Here is a 14923-nt window from a genome sequence, read left to right as displayed (position 1 = left end):
GGAAAAATTCCCCAATCAAGCTGGAACTTTCTCTAAATTTGGGAACCGTTCCACTCTGATGCAGGTGATTTTGAAGCAACACCACTCGCGACCCTTCACTACCACTCACGGAGCTACTCAAAATGATCGAACGCGTCTTTCTCAACCATCCTCGTCAGGTCGACGAAACCTATGCTGAACATGCCGTGTTTGCCTCAGGCTTTGCATTTCGGTTGTTTCTGGCGGGCGGTGCCGCCTTGGTCCACGCCATCATACCCTGCCTGTTCGAGAAGACAGCTAGCCGGATGATCGCGGACATGTATGCGCGTACCTCCAATCGGGGCTAAGTCGCGATGTAGCGATCGCGGCGGTGATTGAACGTAATTACCAGGTTCAGCACCACCGCACCCAGCAGTGACCACCCCACAATGCTGAGCGGGAACAAAAAGGCCGCCACCGCAAATATGACCGCGTCGGAGATCAATTGTACATACCCGGCCTTGAACCCGTAGCGGTCCTGGATCAACAGCGCCACGACGCCCAGTCCGCCCAACGACCCGTTGTGGCGGAACATCGCAAGCAATCCGAACCCGACCGTTGTGCCAAAGATCACGGCGCCCAGTGCCGGGTTGAGTGTTTGAATGGTAATGCCCAGTGGCAAGATATCAGTGATCACCGACAAAAGTGTAACGGAGATCAGCGATTTGATCATGAACTCCAAGCCGAGCCGCCGGTAAGCCAGTGCATAAAACGGCAGGTTCACAACAAAAAACACAGCGCCAAAAGACCAGCCCGACAGATAGCTGATAATAACCGCGATCCCCGCCGTCTGCCCCGTGATCAGCCCCACTTGGGTCAGCACATGCATCCCCAAAGCGCACAAGAACACGCCCAACCCCAGACCCTGAACATCATCCAGCCTTGAGTGCGAGATTTTGGTTTCGTCAGCGTTGATCATATGCGGCTGGTATGATGGGTACTCGAGCCGTACCAGCACGCACGCGACCCAATTGCCGCAGATTTGCGTACGTGCACAGATAATGGGCGCAGTTGCCCGCGCCTTGGTCAGTTCAAAAGTAAGAACGGATCAACCAGCAAGAGCCTTGTTCAGATTTTCGTCAATCTTTTCAAGGAAACCCATGGTTGTCAGCCACCTCTGATCAGGGCCGACCAAAAGTGCGAGGTCTTTGGTCATGTCGCCGTCCTCAACAGTCTGGACGATGACCTTTTCCAAGGTGTCGGCAAAATTCATCAGCGGAGCGTTGTCGTCCAGTTTGGCGCGGTGTTTCAGCCCGCCGGTCCATGCATAAATAGAGGCAATTGAGTTGGTTGAGGTCTGCTCACCCGCTTGGTGCTGTCGGTAGTGGCGGGTAACCGTGCCATGCGCGGCCTCGGCCTCCACGATTTTGCCATCGGGTGTCATCAGCTGGCTGGCCATCATGCCAAGCGAGCCGAACCCTTGCGCCACGGTATCGGACTGTACGTCGCCGTCATAGTTTTTGCAGGCCCAGACAAAGCCGCCATTCCATTTCATCGCGCAGGCGACCATGTCGTCGATCAGACGGTGCTGGTATTCGATCCCTTTGGCGTCAAAGGCCTCTTTGAACTCGGCGTCGAACACCTCTTGGAACAGCTCAAGGAAGCGCCCATCATATTGTTTCAGAATGGTATTTTTGGTGGACAGGTAAACAGGCCAGCCGATGTTGAGACCATAATTGAATGAGGCACGCGCAAAGTCGCGGATCGAGGCATCAAGGTTGTACATTCCCATGAACACACCCGAGGACGGTGCATCAAATACTTCGCGCTCATCCACAGTGCCGTCTTCGCCGACAAATTTCATTGTCAGCTTGCCCGGTCCGGGAAATTTCATGTCTGTGGCTTTGTACTGATCCCCAAAGGCGTGGCGGCCAATTACGATTGGTTTTGTCCAGCCGGGTACAAGGCGGGGCACGTTCTTGCAGATGATGGGCTGGCGAAACACGACCCCACCAAGGATATTGCGGATCGTGCCATTGGGAGAGCGCCACATCTTTTTGAGGCCGAATTCCTCAACCCGCGCCTCGTCCGGGGTGATCGTGGCGCATTTGACGGCCACGCCGACCTCTTTGGTCTTTTCAGCGGCGTCAATTGTGGTCTGATCATCGGTATCGTCGCGCGCTTGCATGCCCAGGTCATAATAAAGCAGGTCGATGTCCAGATAGGGCAGGATCAGTTTTTGCTTGATAAAGTCCCACATGATCCGGGTCATCTCGTCTCCATCCATCTCGACGATGGGGTTCTCGACTTTGATCTTGGTCATCGGGCTGTCCTTTTTGGGGCTGGGGTTTGGTATTTCGACTAGCGGGTCCGCGTGCTTTTGAAAAGCTGTATGCGAGGGAATGCGGGGTTTTGGAGATTCTGCTGAAACCGCTTTGATGCAAATCGCGGCACCACGTCTGGTCATATCGAAGGAATGCTGGCTGCTCCGCTCCGCTGAAAGCCAACGAGTTGGTCGGTGATAGGAAGTGGAGATTTTTTTCTGCACACACTCGACATAGACCAATTGAGGTCTTGCCATATCGAACAGACGCGCGGTGGGCTTGCAATTGCTTGGCCGCTACTCGCTGGCTTTGGCCGCCTCGTGCGTCTTGAGCTTTTGAGCAAGGAACTTGCGGCCTGCATCATTTGCCATGCGCGTGCGAACCGCGGTCAAAAACGCCTCTTCCAGTGTTTGTGAGGACGCGCCGAGGACATCGCCAACCGCCATGAACAGCCGGTCATCGCCGACTTCGCTTTGGACGGCCAAGCATTCCTCGGCAAGTTTGTTTGCCATTTCGATGACAACCGGATCGGCCATTAGCGGGTGGTTTCCGTCAGACGCCGTTTCACATAGTCGGTAGTATGGCCGATCAGCGTATCCATGTGTGGCTGCTCAAAGAAGTGACCCGCGCCCTCAACTTCTGTGTGGGTGATGGTGATCCCTTTTTGCTCATGCAGCTTGTTGACCAGTCCTACAGTGTCTGCCGGAGGGGCCACACGATCGGCTGTGCCGTTGATGATCAGGCCAGAAGACGGGCAGGGCGCAAGGAACGAGAAATCGTACATGTTGGCGGGCGGTGAGACACTGATGAACCCGGTGATCTCAGGGCGGCGCATCAACAATTGCATTCCGATCCAAGCACCAAAGCTGAAACCGGCAACCCAGCAGTGCTTGGAGTTGTTGTTCATGGATTGGAGGTAATCCAGCGCAGATGCGGCGTCGGACAGTTCACCGATCCCCTGATCATACTCACCTTGGCTGCGGCCCACGCCACGAAAATTAAACCGCAACACAGTGAACCCCATGTTGAAGAATGCGTAATGCAGCGCGTGCACCACCTTGTGGTTCATCGTGCCGCCAAACTGCGGATGCGGATGCAACACAATAGCAATCGGTGCGTCACGTTCTTTTTGGGGGTGATAGCGGCCTTCGAGGCGGCCTTCGGGTCCGGGAAAAATGACCTCGGGCATAACTGTGTCTGTCCTCGTGCGTCTTTTGGTGATCCGAATTCTTGACGAATTTAATCGGGCACCTTAGAACGGTTCTAATTTCATGGGCAGGATCACGATCCTGCGGTGGAAAAGCATGTATGGCCTCCGGGCCGAGACGTCAATTGGGGGCGTTTGCCTAATGAAACTGTCGACCAAAGGGCGCTATGCGATGGTGGCGCTGAGTGACATTGCCATGCAGCCCAGCGATCAGCTGGTTAGCCTTGGCGATATCTCTGCCCGCCAGGACATTTCGCTGCCCTATCTTGAGCAGTTGTTTGTCAAATTGCGCCGCGCTGATCTGGTGGCGTCCGTACGTGGTCCGGGTGGAGGATACCGTCTGACACGTTCTGCGTCCGACATCCGGGTTGCCGACATTTTGGCGGCCGTCGATGAAAAGGTCGACGCTATGCACAAAGGGGCAGGGGCTTCAGGTGCGGCATCCGGATCGAAGGCGCAATCCCTCACCAATCGTTTGTGGGAGGGGCTGTCGGCCCATGTCTATGTGTTCCTGCACCAGACCCGACTGTCTGACGTGATTGAAAACGAACTTGCGCCTTGTCCAGCAGTGCCCAATTTGATGGCCGTGGTCGATGAGAACTGATGCCCGATGGAGGCCAGCCCCCACACCCTTGGAATTTCCGTGGCGTTATAGAGGGTGGATAGGGTGAACCGGATCTATCTGGACCATAACGCCACAACCCCTTTGCGGGCGGCGGCGCGCGACGCGATGCTGGCGGCGATGGACGTGGTGGGCAATCCTTCGTCCGTACACGCTGAGGGTCGCGCGGCGAAAATGATGGTGGAGCGCGCGCGCGCGCAAGTTGCTGCCCTGGTAGGGTGTTTGGTAACTCAAGTGGTGTTTACCGGATCCGCGACAGAAGCCGCCGCGCTTGCAGTGGCTCAAAAGGACCGGCATGGCGGTGTGTTTGCGGCATTGCCGACTGAACACGATTGCCTGCAGGTCTGGGACGAGTGTGGTCTGCCCTCGATCTACGGCAAAAGCGGTGCCTTGGCACCGGAAGGTCTGTCAGCGTTTTCGAACTTTGTGGCATCCTTGTCGGACCGTGAGTGGCGCGATGATCGGACGCCTGTTGGGCTGGTCGCTATATCGGCTGCCAACAGCGAAACAGGCGTCATGCCCAACACGTTGCCGGCTAATAGCGGTATCAATGCACTCATTGCTGGGACAGTGCCCTATTCGGTTGTGTGTGACATCACACAAGTGGCTGGAAAGATGCCCATCGACTATGACGGCGACAAACGTCCGGCCTACATGATCCTGTCGGCGCACAAGTTAGGCGGGCCAAAGGGCGTAGGCGCATTGATCAACTTTACCCGGGAAGATCCAGAGGCGATGTTGCGCGGCGGCGGGCAAGAAATGGGCCGCCGTTCGGGTACAGAGAACGTCATCGGCATTGCAGGTTTTGGGGCCGCAGCAGAGGCTGCGCGAGTTGACGTTGGGGCAGGAAAATGGGATCGCGTCGAGAAACTTAGAAATATTCTAGAAAGTGCTCTTGAGGCTTCCTCAAATACGACTATTTTTATCGGGAAAGATGCGCGCCGTTTGCCGAACACATCCTGTTTCGCCACGCCCGGTTGGAAAGGCGAGACACAGGTGATGCAGATGGACCTTGCTGGCTTTGCGATTTCGGCTGGGTCGGCCTGTTCTTCGGGCAAGGTCAAAGCCAGCCGGGTACTGACGGCGATGGGTTTGGGCGATGTGGCTGGTGAAGCGGTGCGCGTCTCCCTTGGGCTTGAGACAACAGAAGAAGACGTGATGCGCTTTGCCGAGGCTTGGGCGCAAAAGTTGAAGAAACACGAGGCACGGGCGGCTTAAGGGCTGTTTTGCGAAAGGAAATGTCTGATATGGGCAATGTTGTAGAAGATGTCGTGGTCAAGGAAGGCGTCGACCAGGAGACGGTCGATGCAGTCCGCGAAGTGGGCGGCGCTTACAAATATGGCTGGGCCACAGACATCGAGATGGAATACGCCCCCAAAGGCCTTTCCCCTGATATCGTCAAACTGATTTCCGAAAAGAATGAAGAACCCGAATGGATGCTGGAATGGCGTCTGGCGGCCTATGAGCGCTGGCTGCAAAAGGAAGAGCCCACGTGGGCTATGGTCGACTATCCTGAAATCGATTTTCAGGATCAGTATTACTATGCCCGTCCCAAGTCGATGGAAGTGAAGCCCAAGTCGCTGGACGAGGTTGATCCCAAGCTATTGGAAACATACGCAAAACTTGGCATTCCGCTTAAGGAACAGATGATCCTTGCCGGTGTCGAGGGAGCCGAAGACCTGACGGATGCGCCACGGAAAGTAGCCGTGGATGCAGTTTTCGACTCCGTATCAGTCGGTACGACCTTTCAGGCGGAATTGAAAAAGGCGGGCGTCATTTTCTGCTCCATTTCCGAGGCGATCAAGGATCACCCTGAACTGGTGAAGAAGTATCTCGGGTCGGTCGTACCTGTCTCAGACAACTATTACGCGACACTGAACTCGGCAGTCTTTTCCGATGGGTCTTTCGTCTATGTGCCGCCGGGTGTGCGCTGCCCGATGGAGCTGTCGACTTATTTCCGCATCAACGCGGAAAACACAGGCCAGTTCGAACGCACATTGATCATCGCCGACAAAGGCAGCTACGTCAGCTACCTTGAAGGGTGCACAGCGCCTCAGCGTGACATCGCACAACTGCATGCTGCCGTGGTCGAAATCATCATCGAAGAAGATGCAGAGGTGAAGTATTCCACCGTTCAGAACTGGTATCCCGGCGATGAAAATGGCAAGGGTGGCATCTACAACTTTGTCACCAAACGCGCCGATTGCCGGGGCGACCGGGCCAAGGTGATGTGGACGCAGGTGGAAACCGGGTCAGCGGTGACGTGGAAATATCCGTCTTGCATCCTGCGCGGCGACGATACTCAGGGCGAGTTTTACTCGATTGCGATCGCCAACAACATGCAGCAGGCCGATACCGGGACCAAGATGATCCATCTGGGCAAGAATTCGAAGTCACGGATTGTGTCCAAAGGGATCAGCGCCGGCAAGGCTCAGAACACCTATCGTGGCCTTGTTTCGATGCACCCAAAGGCGAAGAATTCGCGCAACTACACGCAGTGTGACAGCCTTCTGATTGGCGATAAATGCGGGGCCCACACGGTGCCGTACATCGAGGTCAAGAACAACTCGTCCCGCGTTGAACACGAGGCGACAACATCCAAGGTCGATGACGATCAGATGTTCTACTGCCGCAGTCGTGGCATGGATGAGGAAGAGGCCGTTGCGCTGGTTGTGAATGGATTCTGCAAGGACGTGTTGCAGGCCTTGCCGATGGAATTTGCCATGGAAGCCCAACAGCTTGTGGCGATTTCGCTTGAGGGGTCGGTGGGGTAATGAAGCTTCCTCGCTTCGACAACGCTGACGTGGGGCAGGTGCATCCGCATCCGAAAGCGGTTTTGGCGCAGAAGCCTAAACCTACCCAATCCGGCGTGGCAGGCACCATGATGCTGGCCGTAGTGGTGGGCGCATTCCTTGGATACTTGGTGAGTTTCATTGTTGGCGCCCATTTTGCGTTCCCGTTTGTCATAGGTGGAGCCATGGCCTTTGGCGCGGGTGCAGTTGTGCTTTTCCTGTTGAAGACGGAAGAGGGCGAGCCTCAGGACAACGTTCGCAGCGAAGCTGAGGTCCGCCAAGCCCTTTCCGACATCGAGGCGAACAAAAAGTGACCCACGCCTTGTTCCAAGACAATGATCCAAGCGAACGGCGCAAGATCAAGAGGCCCATCGTCTCTGACGCCGATGGCACGCGTGAAGGTGGCCTCGTGTTTGTGATCGTGTTCATTGTTGGCTTCATTACAGCAACGGTTGTGCACCCGGCCGCGATCACCTCGTTCTGGGTGTGGTTCTTTTTACTGGTCATGTGCGCCGGAGTCGCTGTGGGGGTGCGAAAGAGTATCGCACATTTTTACGGGTTCGAAGAAGACGGGGAGGATGACACATGATCGCGACCCTTGCGCTTCAATCCATTGGCATTCCTGCGGGGACGTTCACTGGCATCCTGCTTGGCCTTGGCATGCGTCGCCGGTCGGGCAAAACGGACGGTCTGTTGGGCGGCTCACTCTTGCTGACCGCTGTTGTGGCGGCATTGATTGCGTGGGTGGTCGCGATCGCCGTCAACTATTTCATCGGAAGCACGCCATGATCCTCACCACAACCCATTCGATCGAAAGCTACAAGATCACCGACTACAAAGGTATCGTTGTGGGCGAGGCGATCATGGGCGCCAACATCGTGCGCGATTTCTTTGCCTCTGTGACCGACATCGTCGGTGGCCGTTCTGGTGCTTATGAGACAAAGCTAAAAGATGCACGCGACGAGGCGATGCATGAGTTGGAAGAGCGCGCCTCGGCTTTGGGCGCAAACGCCGTCGTTGGCATTGATCTGGATTACGAGGTTGTGGGCGACAGCATGCTGATGGTGTCTGTGTCGGGCACCGCGGTGCTGGTTGCCTGAATCATGCGTACCAATTTTGCCCCCCAAACGGTCCAAACCAGCATGATGTACCAAGAATTTTCAGGTATTTGCCCTGTCTTGGCCATAAATCAGCCGACATTTACGCGAAATTTTAGGATAACTCGTACCGTGTTGAACGAGTTTTTCGGGGTTCGTGATGGATACCGCACCGCACACTTCAGAGTTTCAGTCCCGTCTGGACGCGATCGCCGCAACCCGTGGCGAACTGTCCGATCAGGCGGAGGCGATGAAAGAAGCGGCGCGTGCGGAACGGCGTGCGGCGCTGATCGACGACTTGATGACCCCGCCCATGCTGATGTTGTGCCTGTTGCTTGGTGCTGGCGCCATGTTTCTGGGACGTCTTGCGCATTTTCTACATGCCGGCGATCAGCTGGAGTATCAGGCCATCACGATAGAGGCGCTGATCGGGATCGCAGCCCTGTTCATGATCCGCGTCGCTCTGTTCGTCAAAGAACGCAAATACGACGTGGCACTGGGGCTCGGATTTGTCCTGATGCTGACATGCATGCACAATCTGGTTTGGATGTGGCCGCGCCTGTTTGCTGCGATTTTTTCCCGCGACTACGTGGTCGCGGTCGAAAATGTGACCGAACCGGGCACAGTGTTTTTATGGGTGGTTTCCATTCCGTTCATGGCGGTCTGACACCACTTTCATCCCTCTTTCAACATTATCAGGACGCAGCAAATGTGCTGTGCCAAAGGAGCTGTTCATGCTGACGATCAAAAACCTGCACGTGAAACTGGAAGAAGAAGACAAACAGATCCTCAAGGGCGTCGACCTGACTGTAGAGGCGGGCAAGGTGCACGCGATCATGGGGCCGAACGGGTCGGGTAAATCCACGCTGTCTTACGTGTTGTCTGGCCGTGATGGGTATGAAGTGACCGACGGCATGGCACATCTGGGTGATGTGGATCTGCTTGAGATGGAACCAGAAGAACGCGCTGCAGCTGGCCTTTTCCTTGCCTTTCAGTATCCGGTTGAAATTCCCGGTGTGGGCAACATGACTTTCCTGCGTACCGCCGTGAATGCCCAGCGCAAAGCACGTGGCGAAGAAGAAATGAGTGCCGCTGAATTCCTCAAGGTCGTGCGCGCGCGTGCCAAAGAGTTGCAGATCGACGCGGATATGCTCAAGCGCCCGGTCAATGTCGGCTTCTCCGGTGGTGAGAAAAAGCGCAACGAAATTCTGCAAATGGCGATGCTCGAGCCCAAGATGTGTATTCTGGATGAAACAGATTCCGGTCTGGATGTGGATGCGATGAAACTGGTGGCGACGGGCGTGAACGCATTGCGGGATGCGGGGCGCGGTTTCCTCGTCATCACCCACTACCAGCGTTTGCTTGATCACATCAAACCCGACGTTGTGCATATCATGGCTGATGGTCGCATTGTAAAAACTGGTGGGCCGGAACTGGCACTCGAGGTCGAAAACAACGGCTACGCAGATATTCTGGCAGAGGTGGCGTAATGGCGGCTCCTGCAACTGAAATGGACCTGACAGAGGCGCGGATTGCAGATCTGACAGTGCCCAAAGGCGGGTGGTCCGAAGCGGCGCGCGCAGACGCGCTGGCGCGGTTACGGCGCACCGGTCTGCCGCAGCGACGTGATGAATACTGGAAGTTCACCCGTCCTGACCTGTTGACACAAGTTGGCGCTCAGGCTGCAGTATTTGAACATTCCGAGGCTCCGATTTTTGGTGCGATGGATGCGCTTCGCATTGTCTTTGACGATGGTTTATTTAACGCCGAGGCGTCGGATGCCCTTGCAATGGAGCACGTGAGCATCGAGCGACTGGCCGATACCGATGTGGACATTCACTGGGCCAAGGGCGTCTACGGCGTTCTGGAAACAGCGGGTCAGACACCTGTAGCGCGTCCCTTGGCGGCCCTGAACACGGCCTTTGCCAGTGATGGCGTGCTGATCCACGTGACGGGCAAGGCTCCGCGGCCGATCAGCTTTATCTACAATCATCGCGTGGAAACGTCCGACGCGATCCTCCATCATGTGATTAAATTGGATGAGGGCGCCGACCTGACAATCCTTGAAAACGGGCCAGCCGCGGCCCGCTTCAACAAGGTGATGGAAGTCGATGTAGCGGACGGTGCGTTCTTCCATCATGTCCGTGCTCAGGGGCGGGATCACGAGCGACTGGCCGCTACCCACATCTTTGCGCGTCTTGGCGCGGAATCGACGTTCAAATCCTTTACTCTCACAGTAAATGGACGCATGACGCGCAATGATTGCGTGATCGAGCTGACAGGGGATGATGCGGTTGCGCATGTCGCGGGAGCCTGCGTTGGAGACGGTGATTTTCACCACGACGACACGGTGTTCGTCACCCATGACGCCGAACGCTGTGAAAGCCGTCAGGTGTTCAAGAAAGTTCTGCGCAACGGCGCTGTTGGTGTGTTTCAGGGAAAAATTCTGGTCAAGGAAGGCGCGCAAAAGACTGACGGGTATCAGATCAGCCAATCCTTACTGTTGGACGAAGATGCGCAGTTCCTCGCCAAACCCGAACTCGAAATCTATGCCGATGACGTGGTGTGCTCTCACGGTTCCACATCGGGGGCGATTGATGATGAGGCCCTGTTCTACCTGCGCTCGCGCGGAGTGCCGGAGGGCATCGCCACCGATCTGCTGACACTGGCGTTTTTGGCTGAAGCGGTGGAAGAGATCGAAGACGAGGCCTTACGCGAAGTGGTTGTCGATCGGCTGGAAGGCTGGTTGGAGCGGCATAGGTCGTAAGGCAACATGGCGATCACACGCAATATCACCGCAACGTACCGTGGTCCGGGCCGTGTTGTGGCACGCATCCTCGCCGATCAGGTGCGCGAAGATCGTGTGCTGTATTTCCTGATCACGGCATGCGTGGTAATTTTTATTGCTCAAGCCCCTTACCAGTCTCGCGAAGCGCACCTGGATGACACTGTGCCGTTTCAAGCGCGCCTCTACTGGTCCGCATTTTTGTGGATCTTTATCTTTCCACTGCTGATGTACGCGCTGGCGGGTTTGGTTTGGCTGGTCAGCCGGGTCATGCCGCGCGCACCATCGGGTTACGAAATCCGTGTTGCGCTGTTCTGGGCGCTGTTGGCTTCGACACCCGTTGTGTTGCTTTTGGGGCTGACTGCGGGGTTGGTCGGGCCAGGGGCTGCATTGCAAGCCGTCGCGCTCTTGTGGTGTGGTGTGTTTTTGTGGTTCTGGGTTGCAGGCACACTTGCCGCCCGCCACAGCGAAAGGCCGATCACATGAACTTCTGGCCGCAACTGGCAGTGGACACCCTGCGCGACCCCAAGGATACGGCCGTGCAAATCATGGGTTGGAACCTTGATCGTGCGACGCTGTATATGGCGCTTTTTGCGGTGGCAGCTGTCAACGCGCTTCTCGCATCTGCACCTGTCGTGCTGAGCCAGGGTGGAATTGATGCTTCGGCGCGCGCGGCGCTGCCTATCCTCGCTCTGCTGGAACGCCCGATCATGTTCTTTGTCATTGTGGCCGGAACGCTGGTTGTCATGATCCAGGCCCTGTTCTGGGCCGGACGGGCCATGGGCGGCACTGGGGAAATGACAGAGATGATGTCTTTGATCATCTGGCTGCAAGCACTGCGCGCTTTGGCTCAAGTTGGAATATTGACGGTCGGGTTTATCGCACCGGTGCTGGCCAGTCTTGTGGCATTGGGGTTGCAGATTGTGGCCTTCTGGCTGTTCTTGCATTTCATCAGCGCGGCCATGCGATTTAACTCTCTGTTGCGAGCATTTGGCTTGCTCGTGGCAGTCGCAACGGCGCTGTTTTTGGGGATGATGCTTTTGTTGACCCTGACAGGCTTTTCCGCAGGAGGATTGGGCAATGTATGATGTAGAAGCCGTACGCGCGGACTTTCCCATCCTGTCGCGCCAAGTGAACGGTAAACCGCTGGTCTATCTTGATAACGGCGCGTCTGCTCAAAAACCACAGGTGGTGATCGATGCGATCACGAAGGCTTATTCCGAGGAATACGCTAACGTGCACCGTGGGCTGCATTTCCTGTCAAACCTTGCGACAGACAACTACGAATCCGTGCGTGCCAAGATCGCCGGGTTCCTGAATGCGGGAAGCGAGGATGAGATCATCTTCAACTCAGGCACCACCGAAGGCATCAACATGGTGGCTTATGGCTGGGCGATGCCACGCATGGAGGCTGGCGACGAGATTGTCCTGTCGGTGATGGAACACCACGCCAATATTGTACCCTGGCATTTCCTGCGCGAGCGGATGGGCGTCGTGTTGAAGTGGGTCGATGTAGACAGCACAGGTGCGCTGGACCCCCAAGCGGTGATTAACGCAATTGGCTCCAAGACCAAACTGGTGGCCGTCACGCACATGTCCAACGTGCTTGGGACCAAAGTCGACATCAAAACCATCTGTGAGGGCGCTCATGCCAAAGGCGTGCCAGTCCTTGTGGATGGGTCACAGGCGGCGGTGCACATGCCTGTCGACGTGCAGGACCTTGGCGCTGACTTCTATGCGATTACGGGCCACAAGCTTTATGGTCCATCGGGGTCAGGCGCGATTTATGTCAAATCCGAGCGGATGGCTGAAATGCGCCCCTTTATTGGGGGGGGTGACATGATCAAGGAAGTCACCAAGGACGGTATCGTCTACAATGACGGGCCGATGAAGTTCGAAGCCGGGACACCCGGCATAGTTCAGATGATCGGCCTCGGCGTCGCCATCGACTACATGCTCGGACACGGGATGGAGGCGATCGCCGCTCACGAAGACACCTTGCGGGATTACACTGTCGAGCGGTTGTCGGGTTTGAACTGGCTGCAAGTGCAAGGCACCACCCCGGACAAAGGCGCCATCTTTTCGTTTACGCTGGATGGGGCAGGGCACGCCCACGACATCTCGACCATTCTGGATAAAAAGGGCGTTGCAGTGCGTGCGGGCCAACACTGCGTTGGCCCTTTGATGGAACATATGGGATTAAGTGCGACGTGCCGCGCATCCTTTGGGATGTACAACACGACGGCTGAGGTCGATGTCTTGGTCGAGGCGTTGGAGTTGGCACACGATCTGTTTGCCTGACAACGGCGCATGAGCGCTTTGAGAAACGGCAAGACTTACAATTAAAAGGTATTTGCCAGTGGGTTACTGGGCAAAAGTTCAGTGAATTTAGAATTTTTTGGTGGACCCTACAGGATTCGAACCTGTGGCCTCTGCCTTCGGAGGGCAGCGCTCTATCCAGCTGAGCTAAGGGTCCATGCCGTTGTTTTATAACGATTTTTCCAGCCTTCTTAAGTGTTTTGCAAGAGGGTTTACTTACGAACTGCTTAAGAATAGGCGGAAAACCGCTATTTCGGCTTCCCTACCTTATGGTCTCTCAGGCGACAAGCCTTATTCAGTGGAAACGAAAAACCGCCCACGATGGGGCGGCTCTCCTTTGTTTGTCGATGGTTCTGGCTATTCCGCTGCTATCCGTTCAGCATGTCGACCAAACGACGGCTGGTCGTCAAAGTAGGCTTCAACTTGGATCATGAGGTACGGTACGGTCCGGCGAAACGTCAGCACTTGACCTACCGACCAATTCTTGCGGATCAGGTTGGTGAGTTCGGTAACCATGGCGTCAATGTCGGATGTTCGCTTCACGGCGTATTCACGGTCGATCAGTTCCTCAACAGTGTCCCTCAGTTCTTCTGAACACCCACAGTGGTCCATGTCGTTTTCACGAACCCAAGTACTTTGAGAGAGTTCGACCCACGGGTCGCTGTGATTTTCGTGACGGTTGTAGGTCACTGTGACTTCGGCGCTGAAGCTGGGATCATCTTCGCAGATGGTATTTTGTTCGGTCATGTTTTCTCCTTGGTTGGATTTAGGAGTTCAGAACACCACACCTCGTCGGTTGATACGTACCTGAACACCCAACTTTCGACATACGGACAAAGAAAAACCGCCCACCGTGGGCGGCTGCGTCAGTTCTGAGGTTCAACTATCGTTGCGCTCACTAAAGGGGCGGTGAGCGCGCGTACGAGCAGGAGTGGCGAGTAAAAGCACGAGTGCGATTATTCCAAGAAAGAAGCCCGCAAGTCCCCAACCACCCTGATCAAGATTTTTCTGCGCTGCGAGGTAGTGGCACATACCACCAAAGATAACTCCGTGGATGATGACGAGTAAGATAATTGTGGCCATGATGATTGTCTCTCCTGTTTGATTGAAACTTAGGGTCGGCGACCGCTCGTTGCGTTAGAACAGCAGCCAATCGTTTTGGAATTTCGGCCACTGAGCGGCTAAGAGCGCCGAGACTGAACGATCGGCATTGTTTCGACTAAAAATTTGTTTTCAGAAACGATTTGACAGGTTCCGGATTCGGAACTACAAAATATTTGTTCCGAATCCGGAACCACATTCATCAAATGGCAGACGGCACTTGGCCGCGCCACTCAGGAGAGAAACAATGGATGGACAACATCGCCATGACGCGGCCTATGCGACCATGTGCTCTTATCTTGGCCTTTCAGCAAGAGATGTAGCGGAAATCGGTGGCTTTACTGACCGGTTTGCGCGGGACATTCTCGCCGGCCGCAAGTCTTTTCCTCAAGACATTAAGGTCGCATTATTCAAGCTGTTCAAAGACTACAAAACGATCATCGAAGCACTGAAAGCAGAGGTGCGTGCTGGGGAGAGGGTTTTTTATATCTACCGCACCAACGAACAGCTTCGAGCATCGCCAGTTGGTCACATTTGGCCAGCTGTCGGCAAGGCCGATGGTGGATTTGTTGGTCCTTATAGGAGCGCCGCCTTCGAAGTCTATCAATGGGCAGGGGAAATTGGGCACGGACGATCTCCAACTCCCATCAGTCTGATATTTGCCGAGACCCCTCGATAAGACTGATCGGACAACCCCGACAAAAACCAATCCAAGGCC

General features: G+C 55.5%; 21 protein-coding genes and 1 tRNA gene. 15 read left to right on the top strand and 7 right to left on the bottom strand.

From position 1 onward, the window contains the following. The first annotated feature begins 122 nt into the window (after window positions 1-122). Window positions 123-326: a DUF6356 family protein gene (locus ABJD00_RS02545; protein WP_413829239.1), complete on the top strand. Its 204-nt coding sequence runs from the start codon at window positions 123-125 to the stop codon at window positions 324-326. Here ABJD00_RS02545 and ABJD00_RS02540 read toward each other — a convergent pair. The 4 genes from ABJD00_RS02540 to ABJD00_RS02525 form a co-directional block, all read right to left on the bottom strand. Next, window positions 323-937, bottom strand: coding sequence for a YitT family protein (locus ABJD00_RS02540; protein WP_413829238.1), 615 nt, complete (start codon window positions 935-937; stop codon window positions 323-325). The genes ABJD00_RS02545 and ABJD00_RS02540 overlap by 4 nt on opposite strands. 129 nt (window positions 938-1066) lie before the next feature. Beyond that, the gene (locus ABJD00_RS02535) at window positions 1067-2281 is read right to left on the bottom strand and encodes an NADP-dependent isocitrate dehydrogenase (protein WP_413829237.1); all 1215 of its coding nucleotides are present in this window, start codon (window positions 2279-2281) and stop codon (window positions 1067-1069) included. 297 nt (window positions 2282-2578) lie between these two features. Beyond that, window positions 2579-2818: a hypothetical protein gene (locus tag ABJD00_RS02530; RefSeq protein ID WP_413829236.1), complete on the bottom strand. Its 240-nt coding sequence runs from the start codon at window positions 2816-2818 to the stop codon at window positions 2579-2581. Next, window positions 2818-3471 (bottom strand): alpha/beta hydrolase, encoded by a 654-nt coding sequence (locus tag ABJD00_RS02525; protein WP_108838020.1) that lies wholly within the window; start codon window positions 3469-3471, stop codon window positions 2818-2820. The genes ABJD00_RS02530 and ABJD00_RS02525 overlap by 1 nt, the downstream gene beginning before the upstream one ends. 160 nt (window positions 3472-3631) lie before the next feature. On the opposite strand from ABJD00_RS02525, the gene ABJD00_RS02520 reads away from it, so the two are divergent. From ABJD00_RS02520 to ABJD00_RS02460, 13 genes are all read left to right on the top strand, one after another. Further along, window positions 3632-4093, top strand: a complete 462-nt coding sequence (locus ABJD00_RS02520) for an Rrf2 family transcriptional regulator (protein ID WP_413829235.1) — start codon at window positions 3632-3634, stop codon at window positions 4091-4093. A gap of 63 nt (window positions 4094-4156) precedes the next feature. Continuing rightward, window positions 4157-5329 (top strand): cysteine desulfurase family protein, encoded by a 1173-nt coding sequence (locus tag ABJD00_RS02515; protein WP_413829234.1) that lies wholly within the window; start codon window positions 4157-4159, stop codon window positions 5327-5329. A gap of 29 nt (window positions 5330-5358) precedes the next feature. Beyond that, window positions 5359-6885: a Fe-S cluster assembly protein SufB gene (gene sufB, locus ABJD00_RS02510; RefSeq protein ID WP_413829233.1), complete on the top strand. Its 1527-nt coding sequence runs from the start codon at window positions 5359-5361 to the stop codon at window positions 6883-6885. Beyond that, the gene (locus ABJD00_RS02505; RefSeq protein ID WP_413829232.1) at window positions 6885-7217 is read left to right on the top strand and encodes a hypothetical protein; all 333 of its coding nucleotides are present in this window, start codon (window positions 6885-6887) and stop codon (window positions 7215-7217) included. The genes sufB and ABJD00_RS02505 overlap by 1 nt, the downstream gene beginning before the upstream one ends. After that, a complete protein-coding gene (locus tag ABJD00_RS02500) occupies window positions 7214-7492 on the top strand; it encodes a hypothetical protein (RefSeq protein ID WP_413829231.1) in 279 nt (92 codons plus the stop codon). Before ABJD00_RS02505 ends, ABJD00_RS02500 begins: the two co-directional genes overlap by 4 nt. Beyond that, window positions 7489-7692 carry a hypothetical protein gene (locus ABJD00_RS02495; RefSeq protein ID WP_413829230.1) on the top strand — a complete coding sequence of 68 codons (204 nt, stop codon included), beginning with the start codon at window positions 7489-7491 and terminating at the stop codon, window positions 7690-7692. The genes ABJD00_RS02500 and ABJD00_RS02495 overlap by 4 nt, the downstream gene beginning before the upstream one ends. Next, window positions 7689-8003, top strand: coding sequence for a heavy metal-binding domain-containing protein (locus ABJD00_RS02490; protein ID WP_413829229.1), 315 nt, complete (start codon window positions 7689-7691; stop codon window positions 8001-8003). The genes ABJD00_RS02495 and ABJD00_RS02490 overlap by 4 nt, the downstream gene beginning before the upstream one ends. 157 nt (window positions 8004-8160) lie before the next feature. Beyond that, complete coding sequence (locus ABJD00_RS02485) at window positions 8161-8667, top strand: hypothetical protein (protein WP_413829228.1); 507 nt, start codon at window positions 8161-8163, stop codon at window positions 8665-8667. Window positions 8668-8734: 67 nt separating this feature from the next. Continuing rightward, window positions 8735-9490: a Fe-S cluster assembly ATPase SufC gene (gene sufC, locus ABJD00_RS02480; RefSeq protein WP_413829227.1), complete on the top strand. Its 756-nt coding sequence runs from the start codon at window positions 8735-8737 to the stop codon at window positions 9488-9490. After that, window positions 9490-10767 (top strand): Fe-S cluster assembly protein SufD, encoded by a 1278-nt coding sequence (gene sufD, locus ABJD00_RS02475; protein WP_413829226.1) that lies wholly within the window; start codon window positions 9490-9492, stop codon window positions 10765-10767. The genes sufC and sufD overlap by 1 nt, the downstream gene beginning before the upstream one ends. A gap of 6 nt (window positions 10768-10773) precedes the next feature. Further along, window positions 10774-11271 carry a YIP1 family protein gene (locus ABJD00_RS02470; protein WP_413829225.1) on the top strand — a complete coding sequence of 166 codons (498 nt, stop codon included), beginning with the start codon at window positions 10774-10776 and terminating at the stop codon, window positions 11269-11271. Then, window positions 11268-11873, top strand: coding sequence for a YIP1 family protein (locus ABJD00_RS02465; protein ID WP_413829224.1), 606 nt, complete (start codon window positions 11268-11270; stop codon window positions 11871-11873). Before ABJD00_RS02470 ends, ABJD00_RS02465 begins: the two co-directional genes overlap by 4 nt. Then, a complete protein-coding gene (locus tag ABJD00_RS02460) occupies window positions 11866-13086 on the top strand; it encodes a cysteine desulfurase (RefSeq protein WP_413829223.1) in 1221 nt (406 codons plus the stop codon). The genes ABJD00_RS02465 and ABJD00_RS02460 overlap by 8 nt, the downstream gene beginning before the upstream one ends. A gap of 98 nt (window positions 13087-13184) precedes the next feature. On the opposite strand, the gene ABJD00_RS02455 is transcribed toward ABJD00_RS02460, so the two are convergent. From ABJD00_RS02455 to ABJD00_RS02445, 3 genes are all read right to left on the bottom strand, one after another. After that, window positions 13185-13261, bottom strand: a tRNA-Arg gene (locus ABJD00_RS02455). Between the two features lie 200 nt (window positions 13262-13461). Continuing rightward, window positions 13462-13851: a hypothetical protein gene (locus ABJD00_RS02450; protein WP_413829222.1), complete on the bottom strand. Its 390-nt coding sequence runs from the start codon at window positions 13849-13851 to the stop codon at window positions 13462-13464. Window positions 13852-13983: 132 nt separating this feature from the next. Next, window positions 13984-14187, bottom strand: coding sequence for a hypothetical protein (locus ABJD00_RS02445; RefSeq protein WP_413829221.1), 204 nt, complete (start codon window positions 14185-14187; stop codon window positions 13984-13986). Window positions 14188-14452: 265 nt separating this feature from the next. On the opposite strand from ABJD00_RS02445, the gene ABJD00_RS02440 reads away from it, so the two are divergent. Further along, complete coding sequence (locus ABJD00_RS02440; RefSeq protein ID WP_413829220.1) at window positions 14453-14884, top strand: hypothetical protein; 432 nt, start codon at window positions 14453-14455, stop codon at window positions 14882-14884. Window positions 14885-14923 lie beyond the last annotated feature (39 nt).

The organism is Tateyamaria sp. (assembly GCF_039945315.1).
In the GTDB taxonomy this organism is placed as follows: Bacteria; Pseudomonadota; Alphaproteobacteria; order Rhodobacterales; family Rhodobacteraceae; genus Tateyamaria.
The sequence above is the reverse complement of the archived record's forward strand: the minus strand, read 5'-3'. Positions and strand labels throughout refer to the sequence as shown.

Excerpts from the sequence above, each read along its gene's own strand:
- sufB (WP_413829233.1), top strand. The coding sequence starts at position 5,359 with ATGGGCAATGTTGTAGAAGATGTCGTGGTCAAGGAAGGCGTCGACCAG.
- ABJD00_RS02490 (WP_413829229.1), top strand. The coding sequence starts at position 7,689 with ATGATCCTCACCACAACCCATTCGATCGAAAGCTACAAGATCACCGAC.
- ABJD00_RS02535 (WP_413829237.1), bottom strand. The coding sequence starts at position 2,281 with ATGACCAAGATCAAAGTCGAGAACCCCATCGTCGAGATGGATGGAGAC.
- sufD (WP_413829226.1), top strand. The coding sequence starts at position 9,490 with ATGGCGGCTCCTGCAACTGAAATGGACCTGACAGAGGCGCGGATTGCA.
- ABJD00_RS02540 (WP_413829238.1), bottom strand. The coding sequence starts at position 937 with ATGATCAACGCTGACGAAACCAAAATCTCGCACTCAAGGCTGGATGAT.
- ABJD00_RS02450 (WP_413829222.1), bottom strand. The coding sequence starts at position 13,851 with ATGACCGAACAAAATACCATCTGCGAAGATGATCCCAGCTTCAGCGCC.
- sufC (WP_413829227.1), top strand. The coding sequence starts at position 8,735 with ATGCTGACGATCAAAAACCTGCACGTGAAACTGGAAGAAGAAGACAAA.
- ABJD00_RS02530 (WP_413829236.1), bottom strand. The coding sequence starts at position 2,818 with ATGGCCGATCCGGTTGTCATCGAAATGGCAAACAAACTTGCCGAGGAA.
- ABJD00_RS02460 (WP_413829223.1), top strand. The coding sequence starts at position 11,866 with ATGTATGATGTAGAAGCCGTACGCGCGGACTTTCCCATCCTGTCGCGC.
- ABJD00_RS02470 (WP_413829225.1), top strand. The coding sequence starts at position 10,774 with ATGGCGATCACACGCAATATCACCGCAACGTACCGTGGTCCGGGCCGT.
- ABJD00_RS02545 (WP_413829239.1), top strand. The coding sequence starts at position 123 with ATGATCGAACGCGTCTTTCTCAACCATCCTCGTCAGGTCGACGAAACC.
- ABJD00_RS02445 (WP_413829221.1), bottom strand. The coding sequence starts at position 14,187 with ATGGCCACAATTATCTTACTCGTCATCATCCACGGAGTTATCTTTGGT.
- ABJD00_RS02505 (WP_413829232.1), top strand. The coding sequence starts at position 6,885 with ATGAAGCTTCCTCGCTTCGACAACGCTGACGTGGGGCAGGTGCATCCG.
- ABJD00_RS02440 (WP_413829220.1), top strand. The coding sequence starts at position 14,453 with ATGGATGGACAACATCGCCATGACGCGGCCTATGCGACCATGTGCTCT.
- ABJD00_RS02485 (WP_413829228.1), top strand. The coding sequence starts at position 8,161 with ATGGATACCGCACCGCACACTTCAGAGTTTCAGTCCCGTCTGGACGCG.
- ABJD00_RS02525 (WP_108838020.1), bottom strand. The coding sequence starts at position 3,471 with ATGCCCGAGGTCATTTTTCCCGGACCCGAAGGCCGCCTCGAAGGCCGC.
- ABJD00_RS02495 (WP_413829230.1), top strand. The coding sequence starts at position 7,489 with ATGATCGCGACCCTTGCGCTTCAATCCATTGGCATTCCTGCGGGGACG.
- ABJD00_RS02465 (WP_413829224.1), top strand. The coding sequence starts at position 11,268 with ATGAACTTCTGGCCGCAACTGGCAGTGGACACCCTGCGCGACCCCAAG.
- ABJD00_RS02520 (WP_413829235.1), top strand. The coding sequence starts at position 3,632 with ATGAAACTGTCGACCAAAGGGCGCTATGCGATGGTGGCGCTGAGTGAC.